Genomic DNA, 21,263 nt, shown 5'->3' on the forward strand with positions numbered 1-21,263 from the left:
CAACAACGGACATGGGGAGGTTCCTCTCCTGGGCACTGTCTTGGGGGGTCTTCCGTGGGGAAGCTTGTGGGGACGTCGCGGCGGACATCAGGCGTCACCGCCCTCGGGCCCGGACCGGGAGCGCATCCCGGTGGCCAGCTCCTGCCAGGCGGCGGCGCACGCGGCGGCCGCCGCCGCCACCGTGGCCGCCCGGTGCGCGGGCACCGCGGCGAGGATCTGCTGCCGCTGCCGCGACCCCGCCACCTGGACGTCGAACATCCGCAGCAGCAGGCGTCCGGCGTCGCTCAGCCGCAGCGCCGGGTCCTGGCACAGGTTCCTGACCAGCGCGTCCAGGTCGCCGGGCGGCCCGCCGGGGGCGGCCCGCGGCCCGGGCCCGGCCGTGGCGCGGCGCTCCGCCGCACGCTGGCGCGGGGGCACCGGGTCCTCGCCGACGACGGTGCGCCGCCGGACGTCGCGCACCGTGCCGGGGGACAGTCCGGTGCGCCGCGCGATGGTCCGCAGCGACGCGGCGGGGTCCTCGGCGATGAGGCGGGCGGCGGCCCTGCGGCCTTCGGCGGTGCTGAGCGGGCGGACGCGCCCGTCCCTGCCGACCCGGTGCGTGGCGTCCGCGGGGGCCGGCGCCGTCCGCCGGCGCAGCGCACCCACGGTCGCGGCGGCCAGCCCGGTGCGGGCCGCCACGGCGCGGTCGGACCACTGGGGGTGGCTGACCAGGATGCGCGCCGCCGCGGCCGTCCGGTCGGCGAGGGTCAGGGGCAGGCCGTGCAGGGTGTTGGACTCGACGGCGAGGACGAACGCGTCCTCGGCGCTCCCGTCGAAGAACCGCACGGCGACGGTCGGTTGCCGGCGCAACCGCGCGGCCAGCAGCCGGTGCGTCCCGTCGATCACCCGCATGGTCGCCCGGTGCACCAGGAGGGGCGGCAGCGGGTCGCCGCAGGCGGCCAGCGCCTGGGCGTGCCCGGTGTCCTCGCCCGCGGTGCGCGGTGAGTCGGCGGGCAGCAGGTCGTCGAGCGGGACCTGGTGCACGCGCCGGTCCACGGCGTCCTCGAGCGGACGGGGTTCGGCGTCGTCGGGCGCGGCGGGCGGCACGGCGGTGTCGTTCCGGATCGGGGACATGGTCGGGCGCACCCCCTCGGGTGTGTCGGACGGAAGCGGATGGCTGTGTGCGCGGTACGCATGGCGGTGCACGGTGCGGATGCTGTGCGCGGGCGGACACGGCCGCGAGGTGCGGCCGGACCGGGCAGGACAAGAGGTTACGTAGATACCGTTCGGTTTTTCTCCCTGGCGCGGAACACCCGGCGCAACCTTGGCAACTTGCCGAGAACGGTGCGGATCCCGGTGTGCAACCGCGCAGGACGCGCGGTTGCACACCCGGCGGCCCCCCGGCCCGGTTCAGCCCACGGGAACGAGCACGTCCCGGCTGACGAACTCACCCAGCCAGGAGCGGAACTCCGGCCCGAGGTCCTCGCGTTCGCAGGCGAGCCGGACCGTCGCCTGGAGGAAGCCCAGCCGGTCCCCCGTGTCGTAGCGCCGGCCCGAGAAGACGACCCCGTGCACCGGGCCGGCGTCCGCGCGCACGGCCAGCGCGCGCAGGGCGTCGGTGAGCTGGATCTCGCCGCCGCGGCCGGGCTCGGTGCGGCGCAGCACCTCGAAGATCTCCGGGTCGAGCACGTACCGCCCGATGACCGCGTAGTTGCTGGGCGCCTCCCCCGGTGCCGGCTTCTCCACCAGGTCGGTGACGCGCACGGTGTCGCCGTCCCCGGCGGGCCGGACCGCCGCGCAGCCGTACAGGTGGATCTGGCCGGGATCGACCTCCATCAGCGCCACCACGCTGCCGCCGTACCGGGCCTGGACCTCGGCCATGCGGGTGAGCAGCGGGTCGCGGGGGTCGATGAGGTCGTCGCCGAGGAGTACGGCGAAGGGCTCGCTGCCGACGTGCGGCGCGGCGCACAGCACCGCGTGGCCGAGGCCCTTGGGATCACCCTGGCGTACGTAGTGGACGGCGGTGGCGAGTTCGGTGGGAGCGCAGACCCGGGCGAGCTTGTCCTGGTCGCCCTTGCGCGCCAGGGTCTCCTCGAGCTCGTAGTTGCGGTCGAAGTGGTCCTCCAGGGGACGCTTGTTGCGACCCGTCACCATCAGGATGTCCGACATCCCCGCGGTCACGGCCTCTTCGACCACGTACTGGATGGCGGGCTTGTCCACCACCGGGAGCATTTCCTTCGGTGTGGCCTTCGTGGCCGGCAGGAATCGTGTGCCGAGTCCCGCCACCGGGACGACTGCCTTGGTTATGCGGCGCCGAGTGGAATTCATGGGAAAAACGCTAGGCGTCGCCTCCCCGTGGCGGGAAGCAACGCCCTCTGGCTCAAAACGACTTGGGCAATTCGCCGGAGTGCCCGGCAGCGCCCCCGCAGCGGCCGGGATCCGTCTCCACGCCCGGAGGCGGAGGGCTCAGCCCTCCGCCCGGCGCCGCACGCGCCCGCCCCCGGCCCGGTCCGCCGGGGCGCGCAGTCCGCGCAGCGCCAGCTCCCAGATGCGGGCGAGCTGCGCGTCGGCGGGACAGGGCGTGCCCTCCCGCTGCGGGAAGCCGTGCAGCCACTCACGCACCTGCACCTCCGCGCCGGCCACCAGGTGCGCCACCAGCGCCGTGACCGTGCCGGGGTCGATGCTCTCCCGCAGTTCCCCCTGGTCGCAGGCGCTCTTGGCCAACTCTCGCGCGAGCGGGCTCCAGACGGAGGCCCAGGTCTCCTGCGGGCTGCGCCAGCCGTCCCGCTCCAGCCGCACGCAGGCGCGGACGAGACACTGCTCCTGGAGGAGCCGGGCCAGGGCGACCGTCAGCGCGACCAGGCCGTCCAGCGCCGCCTCCCGCCGTACGCCGGAGCGCTCCAGCGCGCTGCGGGTCATGGACCGGCCGCCCGCGTGGACCGCGTCCGCGAGGTGGTCCTTGGTCGGGAAATGGAAGGTCAGCGCTCCCATGGATATTCCCGCCGCTTTGCTGATGCGTGACAGAGAAGTTCCCTCGTACCCGCTCTTGTCGAATTCGTCGGCTGCCGCCACGACCAGGGCATGCCTGGTCCGCACTGCCCGTTCCTGTTTCACCATGTTCAATTCCCGCTGTCCGGGTGTCCGTGCTGCACCAATTCTGCGACGGCTTCGAGAGGAACGCTGATCCTGCCAGGCCGGTGGTCGTGCTCGTACACCACTTCATGTACGGCCCTGGCAAGGACGCAGGCCTGCAGCAGGAGCGCGTGCTCCCGCGGATCGAGGCCCGACACCCGTGCGTAGCCGTCGCAGAAGGCGTCCGCGCACCGGTCAGCCCAGTGACCGGTGACGGGCGCCTCGGCACAACGGGCCGCGTAGTCGAACGATCGCAGCATGCCTGCTATGTCGCGCAGAGGCGAATGCGACGCCCTGCGTTCGGCCAGGGACAGGCCCGGCGCGCCTTCGAAGTCCACCAGGATCCAGCCTCCCGCGGAACGCAGCAGCTGGCCGAGGTGCAGGTCGCCGTGGACCCGCTGCACCGGCGGGCCGGAGGTCAGGCCGCGCAGCCGCCCGTAGGCGGCGCGCACCGCCGGCAGCAGGGGGCGCAGGGCGGCCACCCGCCGTGCCGCCGCCTCCGCCCCGGCGGTGAGCTCCTCGTCCAGCGCGGCCAGTTCGGCCGCTCCGGTCGGCGCGGTGCCCAGCCGCTCCGCCAGGTCCGCGTGGACCCGGGCCACCGCCTCCCCCATGGCGTACGCCTCCCGCGCGAACGCCCCGGCCCGGGGCGCGCCGGCCCGCGCCGCGGCACGGGCCGCCGTGTAGCCGTCCGTGGCCTCCGGCAGGTAGTCCTGCACCATGGCGTAGGTGACGGGCTCGCCGTCGAGCTCCCCCTCGACGGCGCCGCGCAACCCCGTGACGTGCGGATTGGCGGTGGACCCGAGGGCGCGCAGCAGCTCCACGTCCGGGTTGGTGCCGGTGCTGATCCGCCGGAAGATCTTCAGCAGGTACCGCTCGTCCACGACGACGGAGGTGTGGGTCTGCTCCACCCCCAGCGGCCGGCTGGAGGGGTGCGGTGCCGGCGGGGCGTCCCGGCGCCCCGCGGCGCCGGTGAGCCGGAGCAGCGCGCCGACGAGCGGCGGGTCGCCCACCGCCTCGTACACGACGATGTCGTCGACGGCGGCGATGACGTACGGCTCCAGTTCGGGGCCGAGCGCCGCCCGGATCCCCACCGGGACCTGGTAGTACTCGGGCGGCCCGCCGTCGGTGAAGGTGATGCGCAGCAGGAGCAGCACGCCGCGCGCACCGCCGGAGCGCAGGGTGTCGGTGAACGCGGTGGTCCGCACGATCGAGGTCCGGTGCGGCGGCCTGCCCTTGCTGCCGTACCAGCGCTGCCACGGCACCCAGGCCGTCAGGGCCCGCTCGAGCCGGCCCTCCAGGGTGGTCATGTCCACGGTCACGTGCGGGGCCCGTCCGCCGTGAGCGACAGCCAGTAGAACCCGCGGCCCTTGAGCGCCAGGGGGTAGGGCGCCGGCCCGACCGCGGGGAACACCGACCCGCCGAGCATCTCGACGGGCACGGCCCCGGCCCACTCCCCCAGGTCGAGCTCCACGGGCTGGGGGTGGCGGGAGAGGTTGTTGACGCACAGCACCGTGTGGGGGATGCCGTCCGCGGCGGTGTGCCGGCGGACGAAGGCGAAGACCGCCTCGTTGCTGGTGGTGACCTCGGTGAAGTCGCCGGGCCCGAAGGCGGGATGGGCGCGCCGGGCGGCCAGCATGGCGCGCGTCCAGTGCAGCAGGGACGCGCCGGTCCGCTGCTGGGCCTCCACGTTGACCGCCTGGTAGCCGTACACGGGGTCCATCACCACCGGCTGCACCAGCCGGCCCGGATCACCGGTGGAGAAGCCGGCGTTGCGGTCGGGGCTCCACTGCATCGGGGTGCGCACCGCGTCCCGGTCGTCGAGCCAGATGTTGTCGCCCATGCCGATCTCGTCGCCGTAGTAGAGGACGGGCGAGCCGGGCAGCGACAGCAGCAGGGCGGTGCACAGCTCCACCTGTTCCCGGTCGCCGTCGAGCAGCGGGGCGAGCCGGCGGCGGATCCCCACGTTGACGCGCATCCGCGGGTCGCGGGCGTACTGGCCGTACATGTACGCGCGCTCCTCGTCGGTGACCATCTCCAGGGTGAGTTCGTCGTGGTTGCGCAGGAAGATGCCCCACTGGCAGCCCTCGGGGAGTTCCGGCGTCTTGGCCAGGATCTCCGACAGCGGCCGGGCCGACTCGCGGCGCACGGACATGAAGATGCGCGGCATGACGGGGAAGTGGAACGCCATGTGGCATTCGTCGCCACCCGTGGTGGGGTCGCCGAAGTAGTCGACGAGCTCCTCGGGGCGCTGGTTGGCCTCGGCCAGCAGGACCCGGCCGGGGTACTCGTCGTCGACCGTCTTGCGCACCAGCTTGAGGAAGTCGTGGGTGGCGGGCAGGTTCTCGCAGCTCGTGCCCTCCTGCGCGTAGAGGTAGGGCACGGCGTCCAGCCGGAAGCCGTCCACCCCCAGGTCGAGCCAGAAGCCGAGCGCGTCGAGCATCGCCGCGCGCACCGCGGGGTTCTCGTAGTTGAGGTCCGGCTGGTGGCTGAAGAAGCGGTGCCAGTAGTACTGCTTGCGGACCGGGTCGAAGGCCCAGTTGGAGTTCTCGGTGTCGGTGAAGATGACCCGGGCGTCCGGGTAGCCGGTGTCGTCGTCGGCCCACACGTAGAAGTCGCCGTAGGGGCCGGACGGGTCGCGCCGGGACTCCTGGAACCAGGGGTGCTGGTCGCTGGTGTGGTTCATCACCATGTCGGTGATGACCCGGATCCCCCGGGCGTGGGCGGCGTCCAGCAGGTCGACGAAGTCGTCGATGGTGCCGAAGTCGGGCCGCACCAGGCAGTAGTCGGCGATGTCGTACCCGCCGTCCCGCAGCGGCGAGCAGTAGAAGGGCGGCAGCCAGAGGCAGTCCACGCCCAGCCACTGGAGGTAGTCCAGCCGCCGGGTCAGTCCCTTCAGGTCGCCGACGCCGTCACCGTCGCTGTCCTGGAAGGCGCTGACGAGGACCTCGTAGAACACCGCCCGCTTGTACCACCGGTCCTCGTACGGCAGCGGGGTCGCCCGGCGGCCGGGGGTGCGCCGGGCCGGTGCGTGGGCCGACAGGGCGTGCGGGGAGAGCGTGTGGGGAGGCAGGCCGTGCGGGGGCGGGGCGTGCGGGGCCGCACCGGGCGGGGACGGGGGCGTAGAGGTCACTGGTCACTCCAGGAGAAGACGTGGGCGACGGACTGCTGGGGATCGACCTTGAGGTCGAGGACCGGGCCGAGCCAGGTGGTGCGGCCGGTCACCTCGTCGACGGCCCGGACGCACTGTCCGGGCGCCAGGCCCAGGGCGGCCATGTCGAGGCGTACGGTGGCCTGCTCCGTCTCGTCCGGGTCGAGGGTGACGGCGCACAGGACGGTGTCGCCGCTGACCGGGTCGTGCTTGGAGTACACGAGCAGCCGGTCGCTGTCGCTGTCGTGGAAGTGCAGCGAGCGCAGTCGCTGGAGAGCGGGGTGGCGGCGGCGGAGGGTGTTCAGGAAGGTGATCCAGGGTTCCAGCGACCGCCCGGCGGGGACGGAGTCGTGGTCCCGGGGCCGCAGCTCGTACTTCTCCGAGGACCGGTACTCCTCCTCGCCGGGCACCAGCGGCTCGTTCTCGCACCGTTCGAAGCCGCAGTACACGCCCCAGCTCGGCGACAACGTGGCCGCCAGCGCGGCCCGCAGCGCGAACGCGGCCGGCGGCGCGCCCTGCAGGTGCACCGGCAGGATGTCCGGGGTGTTGACGAAGAAGTTGGGCCGGAACCAGGCGGCCGCCTCCCCGGTCAGCTCGGTGAGGTATCCGGTCAGCTCCCGCTTGCCGGTGTGCCAGGTGAAGTAGGTGTACGACTGGCTGAATCCGAGCTTCGACAGCCCGTGCTGGACGGCGGGCCGGGTGAACGCCTCGGCCAGGAACAGCACGTCCGGCTCGGCCGACTGCACGTCGCCGATCAGCCGGTGCCAGAAGCCGGGGGGCTTGGTGTGGGGGTTGTCCACCCGGAAGATCCGCACGCCCCGCGCCGTCCAGAAGCGGACGATGCGCAGCACCTCCGCATGGAGCCCCTCGGGGTCGTGGTCGAAGTTCAGCGGGACGATGTCCTCGTACGTCTTGGGCGGGTTCTCCGCGCAGGCGATGGTGCCGTCGGGGCGGCGGGTGAACCACTCCGGGTGGTCGCGCAGCCATGGGTGGTCGGGCGAGCACTGGAGGGCGAGGTCCATCGCCACCTCCAGGCCGGCCTCCCGGGCGGCGGCCACGAACGCGTCGAAGTCCTCCAGGGTGCCGAGGTCCGGGTGGACGGCGTCGTGGCCGCCGGCCGCGGACCCGATCGCCCACGGCGAACCCACGTCGTCCGGGCCAGCGGTCAGCGCGTTGTCCCGGCCCTTGCGGGACGTGGTGCCGATGGGGTGGACGGGCGGCAGGTACACCACGTCGAAGCCCATGGCGGCGATCCGGGGCAGTTCGCGGGCGGCCGTGCGGAACGTGCCGTGCACCGGGGTGCCGTCGGCCGTGCGGCCCCCGGTGGAGCGGGGGAAGAACTCGTACCAGCTGCCGTACAGCGCACGGCGTCTGTCCACCCGCACCCGGTACTCCGGGCTGTCGGCCGACAGGGCGCGCAGCGGATGGCGGGCCATGGCGGCGCGGACGGCGGGGGTGAGCGCCCCGGTGAGGGCGGCCGCGTCCTCGGCGCGCCGCAGGGCGGCGGCGGCGCCGGTCAGCAGCCGCGCCGTCGCGGCGTCGGCCGGGCGCGCGGCGCGCTCCAGCAGCCGCGCGCCGCTCTCGGGATCGCCCGAGGGGCCGGGCGGCAGGCCGGCCCGCAGCCGGGCCTCCACGGCGTCCAGCCAGCTCTGCCACGGGTCCGTCCAGGCCCTGACGCGGAAGGTGCACTCGCCCGTGCGGTCGGGCACCACCGTGGCCCGCCACCGGTCCCCCTCGGGGTCGGTCCGGTGCAGCGGCACCTCCTGGCAGGTCCCGTCCGGGCCCGTCCACAGCACGGCGGCGGCGAGCGCTTCGTGGCCCTCCCGCCACACGGTCGCCTCGACGGGCAGGGCGTCCCCGACCACCGCCTTGGCGGGAAGGCGCCCCATGCTGACGACGGGTGACACGTCGTCGATGAACAGACGGCCGGTCATGTCGGCTCCCTCTCACGGCTCGCCCCGGGCCGGCCGCGCGGTGCTCCCGGCTGCGGCGTCCCGCGCCGTCACCGGGAGCGGAGCACTCCGCCGGGGAATCACAAAAAGCACCTCGGTATGTCGGGGAAGAACGGATGCGGGGCGCACGCGGTTTCCGGTACGCAGGGAACACCGCTACTTCGGCAACTCGCAGCAGTGTCAGCCGCCGGGCGGCCGGATGTTGCCGGTGGCACGCACCTGAGGTTTGACTCAAACTCCACCGTTGTCCCGGCAGACCGGACGCCGAAATCCGCCATGCCGCCGGGCTTTTCCACCGCATGGAGTCCTGTCGTGTCCCAACGCATTCTCGTGGCCCTGTCCGAATACGGTTACTGGGGTGAGGAACTGGTCGGTCCGCTGGACGTGTTCGACGCCCGCGGCTACCGCACCACGTTCATCACGCCGACCGGTAAACGGGCGCACGCCCTGCCGCCGAGTTACGACCCCGGCTATCTGGACCCGCCCCTGGGGCGCACGGTCACCACGCCCGACATGGCCCGGCGCGCCCGTGAGCTGGACGAGTCCAGCAGGCTCGACCAGCCGCTGTCGCTCGCGGGGCTCATCCCGGAAAGGCCCTACCTCAGCGCCCTGAACCACCTGAGGGAGCTGGAGGAATACCACCGCCGGCTCTCCGCGGTCACCGACGACCTGCTCGCGGGATTCGACGCGCTGGTCATCGTGGGCGGCAGCGGACCCCTCGTGGACCTCGCCAACAACGAGCGGCTGCACGACGTCATCCTGGCGTTCGCGGCGGCGGACCGGCCCATTCTCGCGGAATGCTACGGAGTGGCGGCGCTGGCATTCGCACGCGACAGGGAGAGCCGTACCAGCCTGTTGTGGGGAAAGCACGTCACCGGGCATCCGAAGGAATACGACTACAAGGACGGAACCGGTTTCCTCGGCACCGATTTCGTCATGGGGCCGCCGCCCTATCCGCTGGAGTACATCCTGCGGGACGCCACCGGGCCGCACGGCCGGTTCCACGGCAACGTCGGCAAGGAGACCTCGGTCGTCGTCGACTTCCCCTTCGTCACCGCCCGGTCCACACCGGACTCGACCCTGGCCGGGGAACTGCTCGCCGAGGTCCTGGACTCCGGGCTGCGCCGCCATGGCTGGTGACCGCACCCGGGCGGGGGCCGCCGGCGCCGTGCCCCCGCGCCCGGCCAAGGCAGCGCTGTTCGAACAGTTCGCCGCGGACGGCGTCCGGTACATGTTCGGCAACCCGGGCACGGTGGAGCAGGGCTTCCTCGACCTCGTCGACACCAGCGACACCGCGTACGTGCTCGCCCTGCACGAGGGGGTGGCGGTGGCCATGGCCGACGGCTACGCCCGCGCCTCCGGGCGCCCCGCGGTGGTGCAGCTGCACAGCAGCGCCGGGCTCGGCAACGCCGTCGGCATGCTGTACCAGGCGCTGCGGGGCGGCTCCCCGCTGGTCGCGCTGGCGGGTGAGGCGGGGCTGCGGTACGACGCGATGGACGCGCAGATGGCCGCCGACCTGGTCGCCATGGCGGCGCCGGTCACCAAGTACGCCACCCGCGTCGTCCACCCCGACTCCGTCCTGCGGGTGCTGCGCCGCGCCGTGAAGATCGCGTCGACGCCGCCGCGGGGCCCCGTGCTGGTGGTGCTGCCCGCCGACGTCCTGGAGGAGCTCACGGGTGAACCGGCGGTCCCCTCCTCGGTGCCGGTGACCCGTTCCGTCCCGGACCCGGTGACCACCCGCGAGGCGGCGGACCTGCTGCTGACCGGGGACCGGCCGCTGATCCTGATGGGGGACGGGGTGGCCGTCAGCGGGGCGCAGCGCGAGCTGACGGAGGTCGCGGAGCTGCTCGGCGCACCGGTCTGGGGGGTGAACTCCTCGGAGGTCAACATGGACGCCGCGCACCCGCTGTTCGCCGGTGTGCTCGGCCACATGTCGGGCGACGACAGCGCCCGTGCGGTGGCGGACGCCGACGCCGTACTGATCGTGGGGACCTATGTGTTCCCGGAGGTCTTCCCGTGGCTGGTCAGCCCCTTCCGGCCGGGTGCCCGGGTCGTCCACGTCGACGCGGATCCCTACGAGATCGCCAAGAACTTCCCGGTCGACCTGGGGGTGAGCGCCGATCCGCGCGCGGCGCTGGCGGCCCTGGCGGCCGAGCTGCGCCACCGGGGCGCCGCGCCGCGGACCCGGGCCGGCGCGGCGCGGGTGCCACGGGCCGCCGGGCCGGCGCCCTCCCCCGGCCCCTCCCTGATGGAACGTTTCTGCGCGGAGTTGGCGGCTCGGGCCCCGCGGAACCTCGCCGTGTTCGACGAGGCGCTGACCGCGTCCGGCGACCTCACCCGGCACCTTCCGCCGCGGGTGCCGGGCACCTGGTTCCAGACCCGGGGCGGCTCCCTCGGCGTGGGGATCCCCGGGGCCCTGGGCGTCAAGCTGGCACGGCCCGACCTGGAGGTGATCGGCTTCACCGGGGACGGCGGCAGCATGTACACGATCCAGGCCCTGTGGACGGCCGCCCGGTACGGCATCGACGCCACCTTCGTCATCTGCAACAACGGCCGCTACCGGCTGCTCGACCTCAACCTCGCCGCCTACCGCGCGCAGCCGGGCCGGCCCCGGCACGCACCGCCGCCACAGGCGTTCGACCTGTCCCGGCCCGCCATCCGCTTCACCGCGCTGGCGGAGTCCCTCGGCGTACCGGCGGCGCGCGTGGAGACGCCCGACGCGATCGGCCCGGCGGTCGAGACCGCGCTGACCGGCCGCGGCCCGTTCCTGATCGACCTCGTCACCTCCTGACCCGCCCGCACCCCCGCCCGTTACGGAGACACTCATGCCCGCTGCCGGGGACCCCCGCGTCCTCACCGCATCCGCCGTCGAACGGACCGTCACCGACTGGTACACCGCCCTGGACCGCCACGCACCCGTCGAGGAGGTGCTGCACCACCTGGTCCCGCGCGGCCTGGTCATGCACTTCCCCGAGGGCACCGTCCGGGGACTGCGCGGCTTCCGCACCTGGTACCGCACGGTCTGCCGCCTGTTCTTCGACGAGGTCCACCACGTGGACGCGGTCACCGTCCGCCCGGTGACCCCGCTGAGCGCGGACGTCGAGGTCGCCGTCACCTGGACCACCCGCACGTGGCGCCCGCCCGCCGCGGAGAGCCGGTCGCTCTGCTTCGACGCCCGGCAGAGCTGGTCGGTCGTCCTGCACGACGGCCGGCCCCGCATCCGCACCTACACCGTGGACGCCCTCACGCCCCGGCCCGGGTACCCCGCCCTGGCCGACGCGTGACGTCCCATCCGTACTCCACTCGACGGGGGAATGCGAGCATGGCAACGATCAAGCCGCTGCCGGACGGACGCCTGGCCGGGAAGCGCGTCGGCGTCCTCATGGAGAACGACTTCGCCGAGGACGAGATCGCCTACTACGAGCGGCGGTTCGCCGAGGAAGGCGCCCGGGTCGAGCTGCTGACCCGGCTGTGGGGGCGCGACTCCCTGACCTTCCACGGGCACGGCCACCGCGGCACCGTCCACGTGACGGGCGACCTGGAGGCCCTCGACTACCACGAGCTGTCCCGGCTGTCGGCGCTGGTCGTGCCCGCCGGGATGGTGGCCGACCGGCTGCGCTACAGCGAGGACGTCGAGCGCGAGGCCCCCGCCGTGCGGCTGATGCGGCGCGCCTTCGGCATCCCGCACCTGGTGAAGGCGTTCTCCTGCCACGGGCTGCTGCTGCTCTCGGCCGCCAAGGAGCTGGTCCGGGGCCGCCCGGTGACCTGTCACAACAACCTGGTCGCCGACGTCCGCAACATGGGCGCCTCCTACCTCGACCAGGACCTGGTCGAGGACGGGGACCTCATCACCTCGCGCAGCGCGGAGCACTGCCATCTGCTGGCGCGCACGGTGATCGAGGCGCTGTCCCGCCCCCGCGGAGCGGCCGCGTGACCGCCACAGGGATCCCGCCGCGCCTCACCACCGGGCCGGACGCCACGGGAACGGCACGGTCGCGTCCCGCCCCCACGGGAGCCGCGCGGACCGGAACCGGGCCGGTGACGTCCTTCTCCGACACGGTCGCCGGCTACGTCGAGCACCACCGCGGCGACCGGCTGCTGGTCCGCACCCTGGGCGGCGCCCCCGTGACGCTGGAGCTCACCCCCGCCACCTCGGCGCAACTGCTGCGCAACCTCGGCGAGCCGTACCAGGACGTGACCGGGCGGATGGCGGAGCACCTGGTGCCCGGCGCCCTGGTGTTCAGCTACGGCCCGCTGTACTACGGGAGCCCGGAAGGACCGCGGTTCCAGGTCGACCACATCGTCGTGGCCGGCGGCCCGGGCACGCCGCTCCCCGGTGAGGCCCCCGGGTGGTGGACCGGCCAGCTGCGCCGGCTCGCCGCCTTCTACCGCCGGTCCCAGTTCGGCGAGGGGCCCGCGGACTTCGGCCAGTACCGCACCGAACTGCGCGGCGGAGGCGAGAAGTCCGCGTACGGCGTGCAGGAGACGGACACCATCTCCCGCCTGGTGTACGGCATGGCCACCACCTACCTCCTCACCGGCGAGGAGGAGTACCTGGACATCGCCGAGCGCGGCTGCGCCTACCTCCACGACCACCTGCGGTTCCACGACCCGGCGGAGGACGTGGTCCACTGGTACCACGGCATCGAGAAGCACCCGCTGGGCGAACGCAAGCTGTACGCGTCGGAGTTCGGCGACGAGCACCGCTCCCTGCCCGCGTACGAACAGATCTACGCGCTCGTCGGCCTGGCGCAGACGTACCGGATCACCGGCGACCCGGTGATCCGCGCGGACATCGACGGCACGGTACGGCTCTTCGAGCGCTTCTACGCCGACCCGCGGCTCGGGGGCTACTACTCCCACATCGACCCGGTGACCTTCAGCCCGCACGCCGACACCCTGGGCCCCAACCGCTCCCGCAAGAACTGGAACTCCACCGGCGACCACGCGCCCGCCTACCTGATCAACCTCTACCTCGCCACCGGCGACGAACGGCACCTGCGCATGCTGGAGCACGCCTTCGACATGATCGTGGAGCACATGCCGGAGCGCGGCGGTCCCGGTCCCTTCGTCAACGAGCGGTTCCACGCCGACTGGACCCCCGACCACGGCTGGGGCTGGCAGCAGAACCACGCGGTGGTCGGCCACAACCTGAAGATCGTCTGGAATCTGCTGCGCATGCAGTGGACCCGCCCCAAGCGCGAGTACCGGGCGCTCGCCGAGGAGCTCGGCGCCCGCCTGCCCGCCGTCGGCCGGGACGCCCAGCGCGGCGGGTGGTACGACCTCATCGAGCGCGAACCGCGCGACGGCCGGCACGCCTTCGCCCGGCACGACCGCAAGACCTGGTGGCAGCAGGAACAGGCCATCCTGGCCTACCTGCTGCTGGCCGCCCACACCGGCGACGCCGGGCACCTGCGGCACGCGCGCGAGGCCGCCGCCTTCTACAACGCCTTCTTCCTCGACCACGACGCCGGCGCCGTCCACTTCACCGTGCTCGCCCAGGGCATCCCGTACGCGGTCGGCAACGAGCGGCTCAAGGGCAGCCACGCGATGTCCATGTACCACAAGGCGGAGCTGTGCTATCTCGCCGAGACCTACGAGCGGCTGCTGATCCAGGGGGAGCCGCTGGAGCTGTGGTACAGGCCCCGGCCGGACGCCGCCCTGCCCGGCCGTCGCGTCCTGCGCGTCGCCCCCGACCTGCTGCCGCCCGGGAAGGTCCACCTGGAGCGGGTGCTCGTCGACGGCGAGCCCTGGCCCGACTTCGACGCCGACGCCATGGCGGTACGGCTGCCGGACACCGCCGGCCGGCCGACGGTCCGGGTCCGCCTGCGGCCCGGCCCCGCGCCCGTACGGAAAGGAACCGGCCGATGACCTTCGACGCCTACCTCGCCGTCTCCGGACGGACGGCGGTCATCCACCTGTCCGGCGAACTCACCGACGCCCGGGTGACGGCACTGCGCGCCCTGCTGGGCCAGGCCGTCCAGCAGCCGGTGGACCGCCTGGTCCTCCGGCTCGGGGAGCTGACGTCGCTGGCCGCCGGCGGGGTGCGCTGCGTCGCCCTGGCCCAGCAGGAACTGCCCCAGGGCACCGACCTCGTCCTCGAAGGCGCCCGGGACGCCGTGCTGTCCGCGCTGCGCCTCGGCGGTGTGCACGCCGTCGCCGTACCGGCCGCGCCGCCCTCCCCCGCACCTCCCGCGGCGCCGCCCGCGCCCGCCCCCCATTCCCTGCACCGCCATCCGTCGATAAGGAGTCTCTCCCTGTGAAGGCTGTTCCGAAGACTGTCGCGAAGGCCGTTGTGATGGCCGGCGGCGAGGGCACCCGCCTGCGCCCCCTGACCACGTCCCTGCCCAAGCCGCTGCTCCCGGTCGGCGAACGCCCGATCATGGAGCACGTCCTGCGGCTGCTGCGCAGACACGGCATCCGGGAGACGGTCGTCACCGTCCAGTTCCTCGCCCACCTGATCCAGGAGCGGTTCGGCGACGGTTCCGGCCTCGGCATGTCGCTCACGTACGCCCACGAGGAGACGCCCCTGGGCACGGCGGGCAGCGTCAAGAACGCCGAACGGGAGCTGGCCGGCGCCCCCTTCCTGGTGATCTCCGGCGACGCGCTGACCGACATCGACCTGTCGGCGCTGATACGCCACCACCGGGAGCGGGGCGCGCTGGTCACGGTCTGCCTGACCCGCGTGCCCGACCCGCTGGAGTTCGGCGTCACCGTGCTGGGCGCGGACGGGCGCATCGAGCGCTTCCTGGAGAAGCCGACGTGGGGCGAGGTCTTCTCCGACACCGTCAACACCGGCATCTACGTGATGGAACCGGAGGTGCTCGCCCGCGTCCCGGCCGGGGAGCCGGTCGACTGGTCCGGGGACGTCTTCCCGCGCCTGATCGCCGAGGGCGCGGCCGTCCACGGCTACGTCGCCGACGGGTACTGGCAGGACGTCGGCACCCTGGACAGCTACCGGCAGGCCCAGACGGACCTGCTGGACGGCCGGGTGGACGGCGAGCTCCCCGGCACCGAGGTCCTGCCCGGGGTGTGGGTGGCCGACAGCGCCTCCGTCGACCCCGAGGCGGACGTCCGGGGCCCCGTCGTCATCGGCGAGCACGCCCGCGTCGCCGCCGGGGCACGGGTGCACGAGCACTCCGTGATCGGCGCCCACGGCGTCGTCGAACCCGGCGCCCACCTGCACCGGGCGGTGCTCCATCCGTACGCCTACGCCGGGCCGCACACCTCCCTGCGCGGCTGCGTGGTGGGGCGCAACGCCACCACCGGGCGCTCCGCGCGCCTGGAGGAGGGCGTGATCGTCGGCGAGGACTCGCGGGTGGGGCAGGACGCGGTCGTCTCGGCGGGCGTCGTCGTCAACCCGGCCAGGACCATCGGGCCCGGCGCCGTCATCGGCACCGACCTGATCTGGGACGGCCGGGGCTCGCGCTCCCTGTTCGGCCCCCGTGGCGTCAGCGGCGTGGTGAACGTCGACCTCACCGCCGAGCTGGTGGTGCGGCTCGCCGGGGCCTACGCCACGACGGTGCCCCACGACGCCACGGTCACCGTCGCCCGCGACCACGCCCAGGGTTCCCGGGTGCTGGCCGCCGCGGTGGTCTCCGCGCTCCAGTCGAGCGGGGTGCATGTACGGGACCTGGGGCACGTCCCGGTGCCGGTGGCCCGGCGGGAGGCCGCCCTCACCGACGGCGGCGTGCTGCTGACGGCGACCCCCGGCGCGGCCGACTCGGTGAGCCTGACCTTCCTCGACGAGCACGGCGTCGACCTCGGCACGGCCGCGCAGCGCAAGCTGGAACGCCTGCTGCACCAGGCCCGGTTCCGCCGCGCGCCCGCCGGGGAGTTCGGCGGGCTGCTCTCGGGCGAGGAGTCCGCGCGGACCGCGATCACGGCGTACACCGAGCGGCTGCTGAGGCTGACCGGTACCGCGGCGATCCGGGAGCGCGCACCCAAGGTGGTCGTGGACGCCGCGTTCGGCAGCGGCGCCCTGGTGCTGCCCGGCCTCCTGGACGGCCTGGGCGTCCGCGCGGTCACGCTCAACACCGGCCTGGACGACGAGCGCGCCACCGAGACCGACATCGAGCGCCGCGCCGCCCTGCGCTACCTCGGCGACGTCGTCGCCGCCAACGACGCCGACTTCGGCGTCCGCGTCGACCCGACCGGACAGCGCATCGCGGTCGTCGACGAGCGGGGCGGGATCGTCCCCGACGAGACCCTGCTGCTGCTCCTGGCCGGGCTCGTCACGGCCGAACGGCCGGGCGGCACGGTCGTGCTGCCGCCCACCGTCAGCCGCGCCGCCGAGTCCGTCGCCGCCCGGCACGGCGGGCGGGTGGTGCGGACGGCCTCGGCGCCGGACCGCGCGATCCGGGCCGCGGGCGCCGCGGGCACCGTCCTGGCCGCCGACGGCCACGGGGGCTTCACCTTCCCGGAGAACTCCCCGTACACCGACGGGTTCGGCGCGCTGGCCCGCCTGACCGGCCTCCTCGCCCGGCGGGCGCGGCCGCTGAGCGAGCTGGTGCAGGAGGTGCCGCGCACGTTCGTCCGCCGGCGCGAGCTCACCACCCCGTGGGAGGCCAAGGGCGCGGTGATGCGGCAGGTCGCCGAGGCCGCGGCCGGCCTGGAGGTGGACACCACCGAAGGCATCCGCGTGATCGAACCGGACGGCCGGTGGGCCCTGGTGCTGCCGGACGCCTCGCGCGCGGTCACCAGGGTATGGGCGGAGGCCCCGAGCGCCGACGCGGCCGACGCCCTGCTGGCCCGCTGGGCCGACGCGGTGTCCCGCTCCACCGCCTGACCCCCGCTCCCCGCACCCTCCCCGCCCCGCGCGGTCGCGGCTCCCGGCCCCCACGGTCCGGGAGCCGCTCGCCGTTCCGGGGTGTGCTACTGCGGTGGGGCGTGCGCGCCTAGACTTCCCCTCGCCCGTGACGGGCATCAGTCCCCAGGCCGGGGAGGAACCGGGGAAGTGACGTGGACGTGAAGGCAAGGCGGGGCCATGGCAGCGCGGCCGGCCCCACGGCGCGCAGCGCGCCGGCGGAACTGGCCGAGCAGGCCACGCGGCTGACCTCCGCGATGGACGCCACCGTCAACGCCGAGGCGGCCCGGCACGGTCTGACCCGTGCCGACTTCGACGTCCTGGCCGCGCTCCGGGCCGCGCCGGACCACCGGCTCAAGCCGACCGAACTGTCCTCCTTGTGCCGTCTGTCGTCCGGCGGGACCAGCAACGTCATCCGGCGGATGACCGAGTCCGGCTACGTCGTGCGGGAGGCCGACCTGTACGACGGGCGCAGCTCCTGGGCGCAGCTCACCGAGGAGGGCACGCGCGTGTGCGACCGGGTGCAGGAGACCGTGGACGGCGTGCACGCCCGTCTGCTGGCCGGTCTGCCGCCCGGCGTGGTCGACGCGCTGACGGCCCTGCTGGCCCAGGCGGTCGACGCCCTGGAGTCCGGCGCCTGACCTCCGCGCGGGGCGCGGCGGCCGGCCCCGCGCCGGCGGGTGCATCGCGCGACGAGGGCGCCCGGTGCCGTCCGGCACCGGGGCCCTCGTCCACCGCCCGCCGCGGCGGACCCGGCCGTCACACCGCTTCCGTCACGCTGCTTCGATCACGCTGCCTCGGTCGCGCGGCTCCGCAGCGTGGCGAGCACGTCCCGCAGGCGGTCGGCGGTCGGAACGCCCTCGGTGCGCCAGTTGCCGATGGTCAGCGTCGGCACGGTGTGGATGCGGTGGACACGCCGCGCCTCCTCCTGCTCGTGGCGGTACTGCGCGGCGGCCGTCCCGGACGTGATGTGGGCGAGGAACGCGCGGCGGTCGAGGCCGACCTCACCGGCCAGGTCCGCGAGCAGCGCCGGGTCGGAGATGTCCAGGTGCTCCAGGAAGTGGGCGTCGAAGACGCGGTCGCTGTACGCCGCCCCCGCCCCCTCCCGCTCGGCGTGGCGGTGCCCCCGCAGCGCGCGCCCGGTGCGCGGCAGCGGCAGCGAGGGGGCGGCGCCGAGCTTGACGCCGAGCCGCTCGGCCATGGGCAGCACGGAGTTCTCCCAGACCCGCTCGGGGTAGTCCCCCTCGCCGGGCGGCGGCGTGCCCTCCGGGTGCAGCTCGTAGGCGCGCCACACCGTCCTGACGTCCGGGTCGGTGACCGCCTCGGCGAGCACCTGGCGGGTCATCACGGAGAAGGGGCATATGTAGTCGAACCAGACATCGATCGTCAGCGTCATCATGAGCCTCCGTCACGGGGCGGGCCGGACTCTCCGGCCCCTCGGGCCAGGGGGTGGTCGGGCATCCCGGGCGTACCGGGAGCGGGCGGCAGGGGGGCGCCCGGCGCGGGAGCGGGCGCAGCCGGCGTGGGGCCGGTGCCCATGCGCCGGGTGAGGGGCCGCTCGAAGAACACGTACAGCGGCCAGGCCAGGGCGAGCGTCACGGCGAGCCAGAGCAGCAGCATCCCGGTCCCTTCGACGAGGCCCCAGGACCGTTCCGCGCCGACCACCCGGTGCCCGTACATCTGCACGAGCCGGTGCAGCAGGTAGAAGGCGAAGGAGATCTCGCCGAGCCGGACCATGACGCGGCCCCCGAACGGTGAAACGTTTCCTCGCACATCGGCCGCCGCCGCGGCGGTCACCAGGCAGGCCAGCGGGACGACCGTCGCCGCCACCATGCCGTACGCGAACGGCACCACCAGCGCGGCCGCGTACCCGGCCACCAGCATGAGCCCGGCGAGCGGGAGCCCGGGACCGCGCCAGCGCCCGGTCCACAGGATCCGCGCCATCACCATGCCGAGGACGAACTCCAGGGCCCGTGCGGGCGGGAAGGCGAACACGAACCAGTAGTGCTCCTCCGAGACGGCCAGCCACCACATCTCGGGCCCGGCCGGCAGGACCGCCGACGCCAGGAGCGGCACGCAGAGGACGCCCGCCACCAGCCCCCCGGCCCACCACCACAGCCGGTCCGGCCGGATCCGCAGCACCAGCCGCAACAGCAACGGGAAGGCCAGGTAGAACACCGCCTCGCAGGCCAGTGACCAGCTGACCGGGTTGACGCTCAGGATCACGTCCACGTCCGGCACCCAGGTCTGGACGAGCAGCAGGTTGCGCACGGCCCCGGGCAGCGCCTGCCCGGTCCACGCGAGCAGCACGGCGGCCACGGCGAAGGTCAGCACATGGCTCGGGTAGATCTTCCACAGGCGCCGCCGCCAGAAGCGGCGCGGGGTGTCGTCCGGGCGTGCGGACCAGGTGAGCAGGAAGCCGCTGAGGACGAAGAAGAAGGACACACCGACCCAGCCCGCTTTGGAGAACAGGCGGAAGAAGGCGGCGTCGGCCCCCGGATCGCTGAAGACGTGCTCGTACGTGGCGTGGAAGAGGAAGACGAGCAGCGCCGCGGCGAACCGCATCCCCGTCAGGGACGGCAGCCGCGCGCCGCCCGGCCGGCCGGCCGCCGCGGTCGCCGCATTCGCGTCCCGTGCGTCAACTGCCACCACTGCGCCCCCTCTGCGGCGGTCCGGATCCTGTCCCGACCAGCCTGTGGGCCCTCCGGCGCCCCGGCAACGCCGACTTGGACAAGACGCGGCGGATCGGGCGGTCAACCGCCATGGGCACGGGCCGACTTCCGCAAGTAGGCCGCCTGCCCGGCAACCCCCTTGGAAAATACAGAACGTTCTCTATTCTTTGGGGTGAGGAGAGTCTCCAACACCCGTCGCCCGTCCGAACCACAAGGGGGGAACCATCGTGGCTGCGCACGGCATCACGCACCTGCGGGGGCCGGCCGACCCGGCTCCGATCGCCGCCTACGCGGAGGAACTCTTCGGCCATCTGCCCCGCGCCGACCAGCGAAGATGGGCGCACGCCTATCTGCAGGGCCTGCTCACCACACCCGGCAAGAAGTCGATCCGGCGCCTGGCCGCCGCCGTCTCCACCTCACCCACCGCATCCCAGTCGCTCCAGCAGTTCGTGAACGCCAGCCCCTGGGAGTGGGAACCCGCCCGCGAGGAGCTGATGCGCTGGGTCGAGCAGCGCGCGCCGGTCCGGGCCTGGACGATCACCCCCACGGTCCTGCCCAAGCGGGGCGATCACTCGGTGGGCGTCCACCGCCGCTTCGTCCCCTCGGCCGGACGTACCGTCAACTGCCAGGTCTGCCTGGGGTTGTTCCTCTCCGTCCCCGGGCACAACGTCCCGGTCGACTGGCGCCTGTTCCTCCCCGACCACTGGACCGACGACAAGACACTGCGCCGGCGCACCCGCATCCCGGACACCGTGCGCCACCGCCCGCTGTGGGCGGACACGCTCGACCTGGTGGCGACGGCCGCCGCGCGCACCTCCGCGGCCGCCGTGCCGGTCGTGGCCGACATGACGGAGCTGCCCAGCATCGCTCCCCTCGTCTCCGGACTGGCCTCGCGCGGCTTCGACTTCGTCGTGGCCGTGCCCGACGGCATGCAGGTGATCGCCGACGGGCACCTCAAGTCCCAGCCGGCCGTGCACACGGCCGCCTCGTCCTCGACGCTCAGCGCCCGGTCGTTCCTGGCCATGAACAGCAGACGGCACCCGCACACGGCCACCGTGACGGCGACCGACGGGGAACAGCGCCTGCTGCGCATCCTCAACGGCCTGGTCCGCGTGCCCGGCGTCCGGGCGGGCGTCGGCACCCCGCACCGCACCTACCGCCTGTTCGCCGAGTGGCACCCCGACGAGCAGCGGCCGTCGCGGGTGTGGCTGACCAACATGGTGCAGACGCGCATGAACGAACTGCTCGCCCTGACCCGGCTGCGGGCCGGTACCGCCGCGACGGTCCACAGCCTGCGCGAACACCTGGGCCTGCTGGACTTCGAGGGCCGGTCCTTCCCCGGCTGGCACCACCACATGACGCTCGTCTCGGCGGCGTACGCCTACAGCCGCCTGGCCGCGCCCGCCGAACCGCCACGGATCGTCGGACTGGACAGGCGCTCCGCCTGACCGCCCGACCCGCCGGCCGCCGCACCGCCCCCTGTGCGGCGGCCGGCGCATGTCGTGACGCGGCCCCGGGGGGCGGCCGGGGGGGGCGGCGGACATGACGGAGCGGGCGGTGCGGAGGAGCCGTGA

Annotated in this window: 17 protein-coding genes; 9 read left to right on the forward strand and 8 right to left on the reverse strand. The window is 73.9% G+C overall.

Annotated features, from left to right (window positions below; all coding sequences use genetic code 11):
- Positions 1-87: 87 nt before the first annotated feature.
- From IH00_RS0121415 to IH00_RS0121440, 6 genes are all read right to left on the reverse strand, one after another.
- Complete coding sequence (locus IH00_RS0121415) at positions 88-1,113, reverse strand: ParB/RepB/Spo0J family partition protein (RefSeq protein ID WP_039947284.1); 1,026 nt, start codon at positions 1,111-1,113, stop codon at positions 88-90.
- A gap of 276 nt (positions 1,114-1,389) precedes the next feature.
- Positions 1,390-2,307: a UTP--glucose-1-phosphate uridylyltransferase GalU gene (gene galU, locus IH00_RS0121420; RefSeq protein WP_031075996.1), complete on the reverse strand. Its 918-nt coding sequence runs from the start codon at positions 2,305-2,307 to the stop codon at positions 1,390-1,392.
- A gap of 138 nt (positions 2,308-2,445) precedes the next feature.
- The gene (locus IH00_RS0121425; protein ID WP_234334918.1) at positions 2,446-3,075 is read right to left on the reverse strand and encodes a TetR/AcrR family transcriptional regulator; all 630 of its coding nucleotides are present in this window, start codon (positions 3,073-3,075) and stop codon (positions 2,446-2,448) included.
- Between the two features lie 23 nt (positions 3,076-3,098).
- Positions 3,099-4,418: a maltokinase N-terminal cap-like domain-containing protein gene (locus IH00_RS0121430; RefSeq protein ID WP_031075998.1), complete on the reverse strand. Its 1,320-nt coding sequence runs from the start codon at positions 4,416-4,418 to the stop codon at positions 3,099-3,101.
- Between the two features lie 8 nt (positions 4,419-4,426).
- On the reverse strand, positions 4,427-6,100 hold the full coding sequence (treS, locus tag IH00_RS0121435; RefSeq protein ID WP_234334931.1) for a maltose alpha-D-glucosyltransferase: 1,674 nt from the start codon (positions 6,098-6,100) through the stop codon (positions 4,427-4,429).
- A gap of 137 nt (positions 6,101-6,237) precedes the next feature.
- On the reverse strand, positions 6,238-8,193 hold the full coding sequence (locus IH00_RS0121440; RefSeq protein ID WP_031076001.1) for a maltotransferase domain-containing protein: 1,956 nt from the start codon (positions 8,191-8,193) through the stop codon (positions 6,238-6,240).
- 330 nt (positions 8,194-8,523) lie between these two features.
- On the opposite strand from IH00_RS0121440, the gene IH00_RS0121445 reads away from it, so the two are divergent.
- From IH00_RS0121445 to IH00_RS0121480, 8 genes are all read left to right on the forward strand, one after another.
- A complete protein-coding gene (locus tag IH00_RS0121445) occupies positions 8,524-9,351 on the forward strand; it encodes a type 1 glutamine amidotransferase domain-containing protein (RefSeq protein WP_031076002.1) in 828 nt (275 codons plus the stop codon).
- Between the two features lie 28 nt (positions 9,352-9,379).
- Positions 9,380-11,002 carry a thiamine pyrophosphate-binding protein gene (locus tag IH00_RS0121450; protein WP_031076003.1) on the forward strand — a complete coding sequence of 541 codons (1,623 nt, stop codon included), beginning with the start codon at positions 9,380-9,382 and terminating at the stop codon, positions 11,000-11,002.
- Between the two features lie 34 nt (positions 11,003-11,036).
- Positions 11,037-11,495, forward strand: a complete 459-nt coding sequence (locus IH00_RS0121455; RefSeq protein WP_031076005.1) for a nuclear transport factor 2 family protein — start codon at positions 11,037-11,039, stop codon at positions 11,493-11,495.
- A 38-nt stretch (positions 11,496-11,533) separates the two neighbouring features.
- Positions 11,534-12,145, forward strand: coding sequence for a DJ-1/PfpI family protein (locus tag IH00_RS0121460; protein WP_031076008.1), 612 nt, complete (start codon positions 11,534-11,536; stop codon positions 12,143-12,145).
- Positions 12,142-14,082 (forward strand): AGE family epimerase/isomerase, encoded by a 1,941-nt coding sequence (locus IH00_RS0121465; RefSeq protein WP_324615792.1) that lies wholly within the window; start codon positions 12,142-12,144, stop codon positions 14,080-14,082. The genes IH00_RS0121460 and IH00_RS0121465 overlap by 4 nt, the downstream gene beginning before the upstream one ends.
- Positions 14,079-14,474 (forward strand): STAS domain-containing protein, encoded by a 396-nt coding sequence (locus IH00_RS0121470; protein WP_063835424.1) that lies wholly within the window; start codon positions 14,079-14,081, stop codon positions 14,472-14,474. The genes IH00_RS0121465 and IH00_RS0121470 overlap by 4 nt, the downstream gene beginning before the upstream one ends.
- Before the next feature lie 35 nt (positions 14,475-14,509).
- Complete coding sequence (locus IH00_RS0121475; protein WP_031076016.1) at positions 14,510-16,999, forward strand: sugar phosphate nucleotidyltransferase; 2,490 nt, start codon at positions 14,510-14,512, stop codon at positions 16,997-16,999.
- Between the two features lie 173 nt (positions 17,000-17,172).
- Positions 17,173-17,658, forward strand: coding sequence for a MarR family winged helix-turn-helix transcriptional regulator (locus IH00_RS0121480; protein ID WP_052411542.1), 486 nt, complete (start codon positions 17,173-17,175; stop codon positions 17,656-17,658).
- Positions 17,659-17,804: 146 nt separating this feature from the next.
- Here the strand turns inward: IH00_RS0121480 and IH00_RS0121485 are convergent, their stop codons facing one another.
- Both IH00_RS0121485 and IH00_RS0121490 read right to left on the reverse strand, forming a co-directional pair.
- Positions 17,805-18,416, reverse strand: coding sequence for a DsbA family oxidoreductase (locus IH00_RS0121485; protein ID WP_234334919.1), 612 nt, complete (start codon positions 18,414-18,416; stop codon positions 17,805-17,807).
- Positions 18,413-19,666, reverse strand: coding sequence for an acyltransferase family protein (locus tag IH00_RS0121490; protein WP_234334920.1), 1,254 nt, complete (start codon positions 19,664-19,666; stop codon positions 18,413-18,415). Before IH00_RS0121490 ends, IH00_RS0121485 begins: the two co-directional genes overlap by 4 nt.
- 250 nt (positions 19,667-19,916) lie before the next feature.
- Between IH00_RS0121490 and IH00_RS0121495 the strand changes: the two genes are divergently transcribed.
- On the forward strand, positions 19,917-21,137 hold the full coding sequence (locus IH00_RS0121495; protein WP_031076024.1) for an IS701 family transposase: 1,221 nt from the start codon (positions 19,917-19,919) through the stop codon (positions 21,135-21,137).
- Positions 21,138-21,263: the final 126 nt, after the last annotated feature.

This window comes from Streptomyces sp. NRRL S-118 (genome assembly GCF_000716335.1).
Classification (GTDB): domain Bacteria; phylum Actinomycetota; class Actinomycetes; order Streptomycetales; family Streptomycetaceae; genus Streptomyces.

Excerpts from the sequence above, each read along its gene's own strand:
- IH00_RS0121415 (WP_039947284.1), bottom strand. The coding sequence starts at position 1,113 with ATGTCCCCGATCCGGAACGACACCGCCGTGCCGCCCGCCGCGCCCGAC.
- galU (WP_031075996.1), bottom strand. The coding sequence starts at position 2,307 with ATGAATTCCACTCGGCGCCGCATAACCAAGGCAGTCGTCCCGGTGGCG.
- IH00_RS0121430 (WP_031075998.1), bottom strand. The coding sequence starts at position 4,418 with ATGACCACCCTGGAGGGCCGGCTCGAGCGGGCCCTGACGGCCTGGGTG.
- IH00_RS0121440 (WP_031076001.1), bottom strand. The coding sequence starts at position 8,193 with ATGACCGGCCGTCTGTTCATCGACGACGTGTCACCCGTCGTCAGCATG.
- IH00_RS0121455 (WP_031076005.1), top strand. The coding sequence starts at position 11,037 with ATGCCCGCTGCCGGGGACCCCCGCGTCCTCACCGCATCCGCCGTCGAA.
- IH00_RS0121460 (WP_031076008.1), top strand. The coding sequence starts at position 11,534 with ATGGCAACGATCAAGCCGCTGCCGGACGGACGCCTGGCCGGGAAGCGC.
- IH00_RS0121470 (WP_063835424.1), top strand. The coding sequence starts at position 14,079 with ATGACCTTCGACGCCTACCTCGCCGTCTCCGGACGGACGGCGGTCATC.
- IH00_RS0121475 (WP_031076016.1), top strand. The coding sequence starts at position 14,510 with ATGGCCGGCGGCGAGGGCACCCGCCTGCGCCCCCTGACCACGTCCCTG.
- IH00_RS0121485 (WP_234334919.1), bottom strand. The coding sequence starts at position 18,416 with ATGATGACGCTGACGATCGATGTCTGGTTCGACTACATATGCCCCTTC.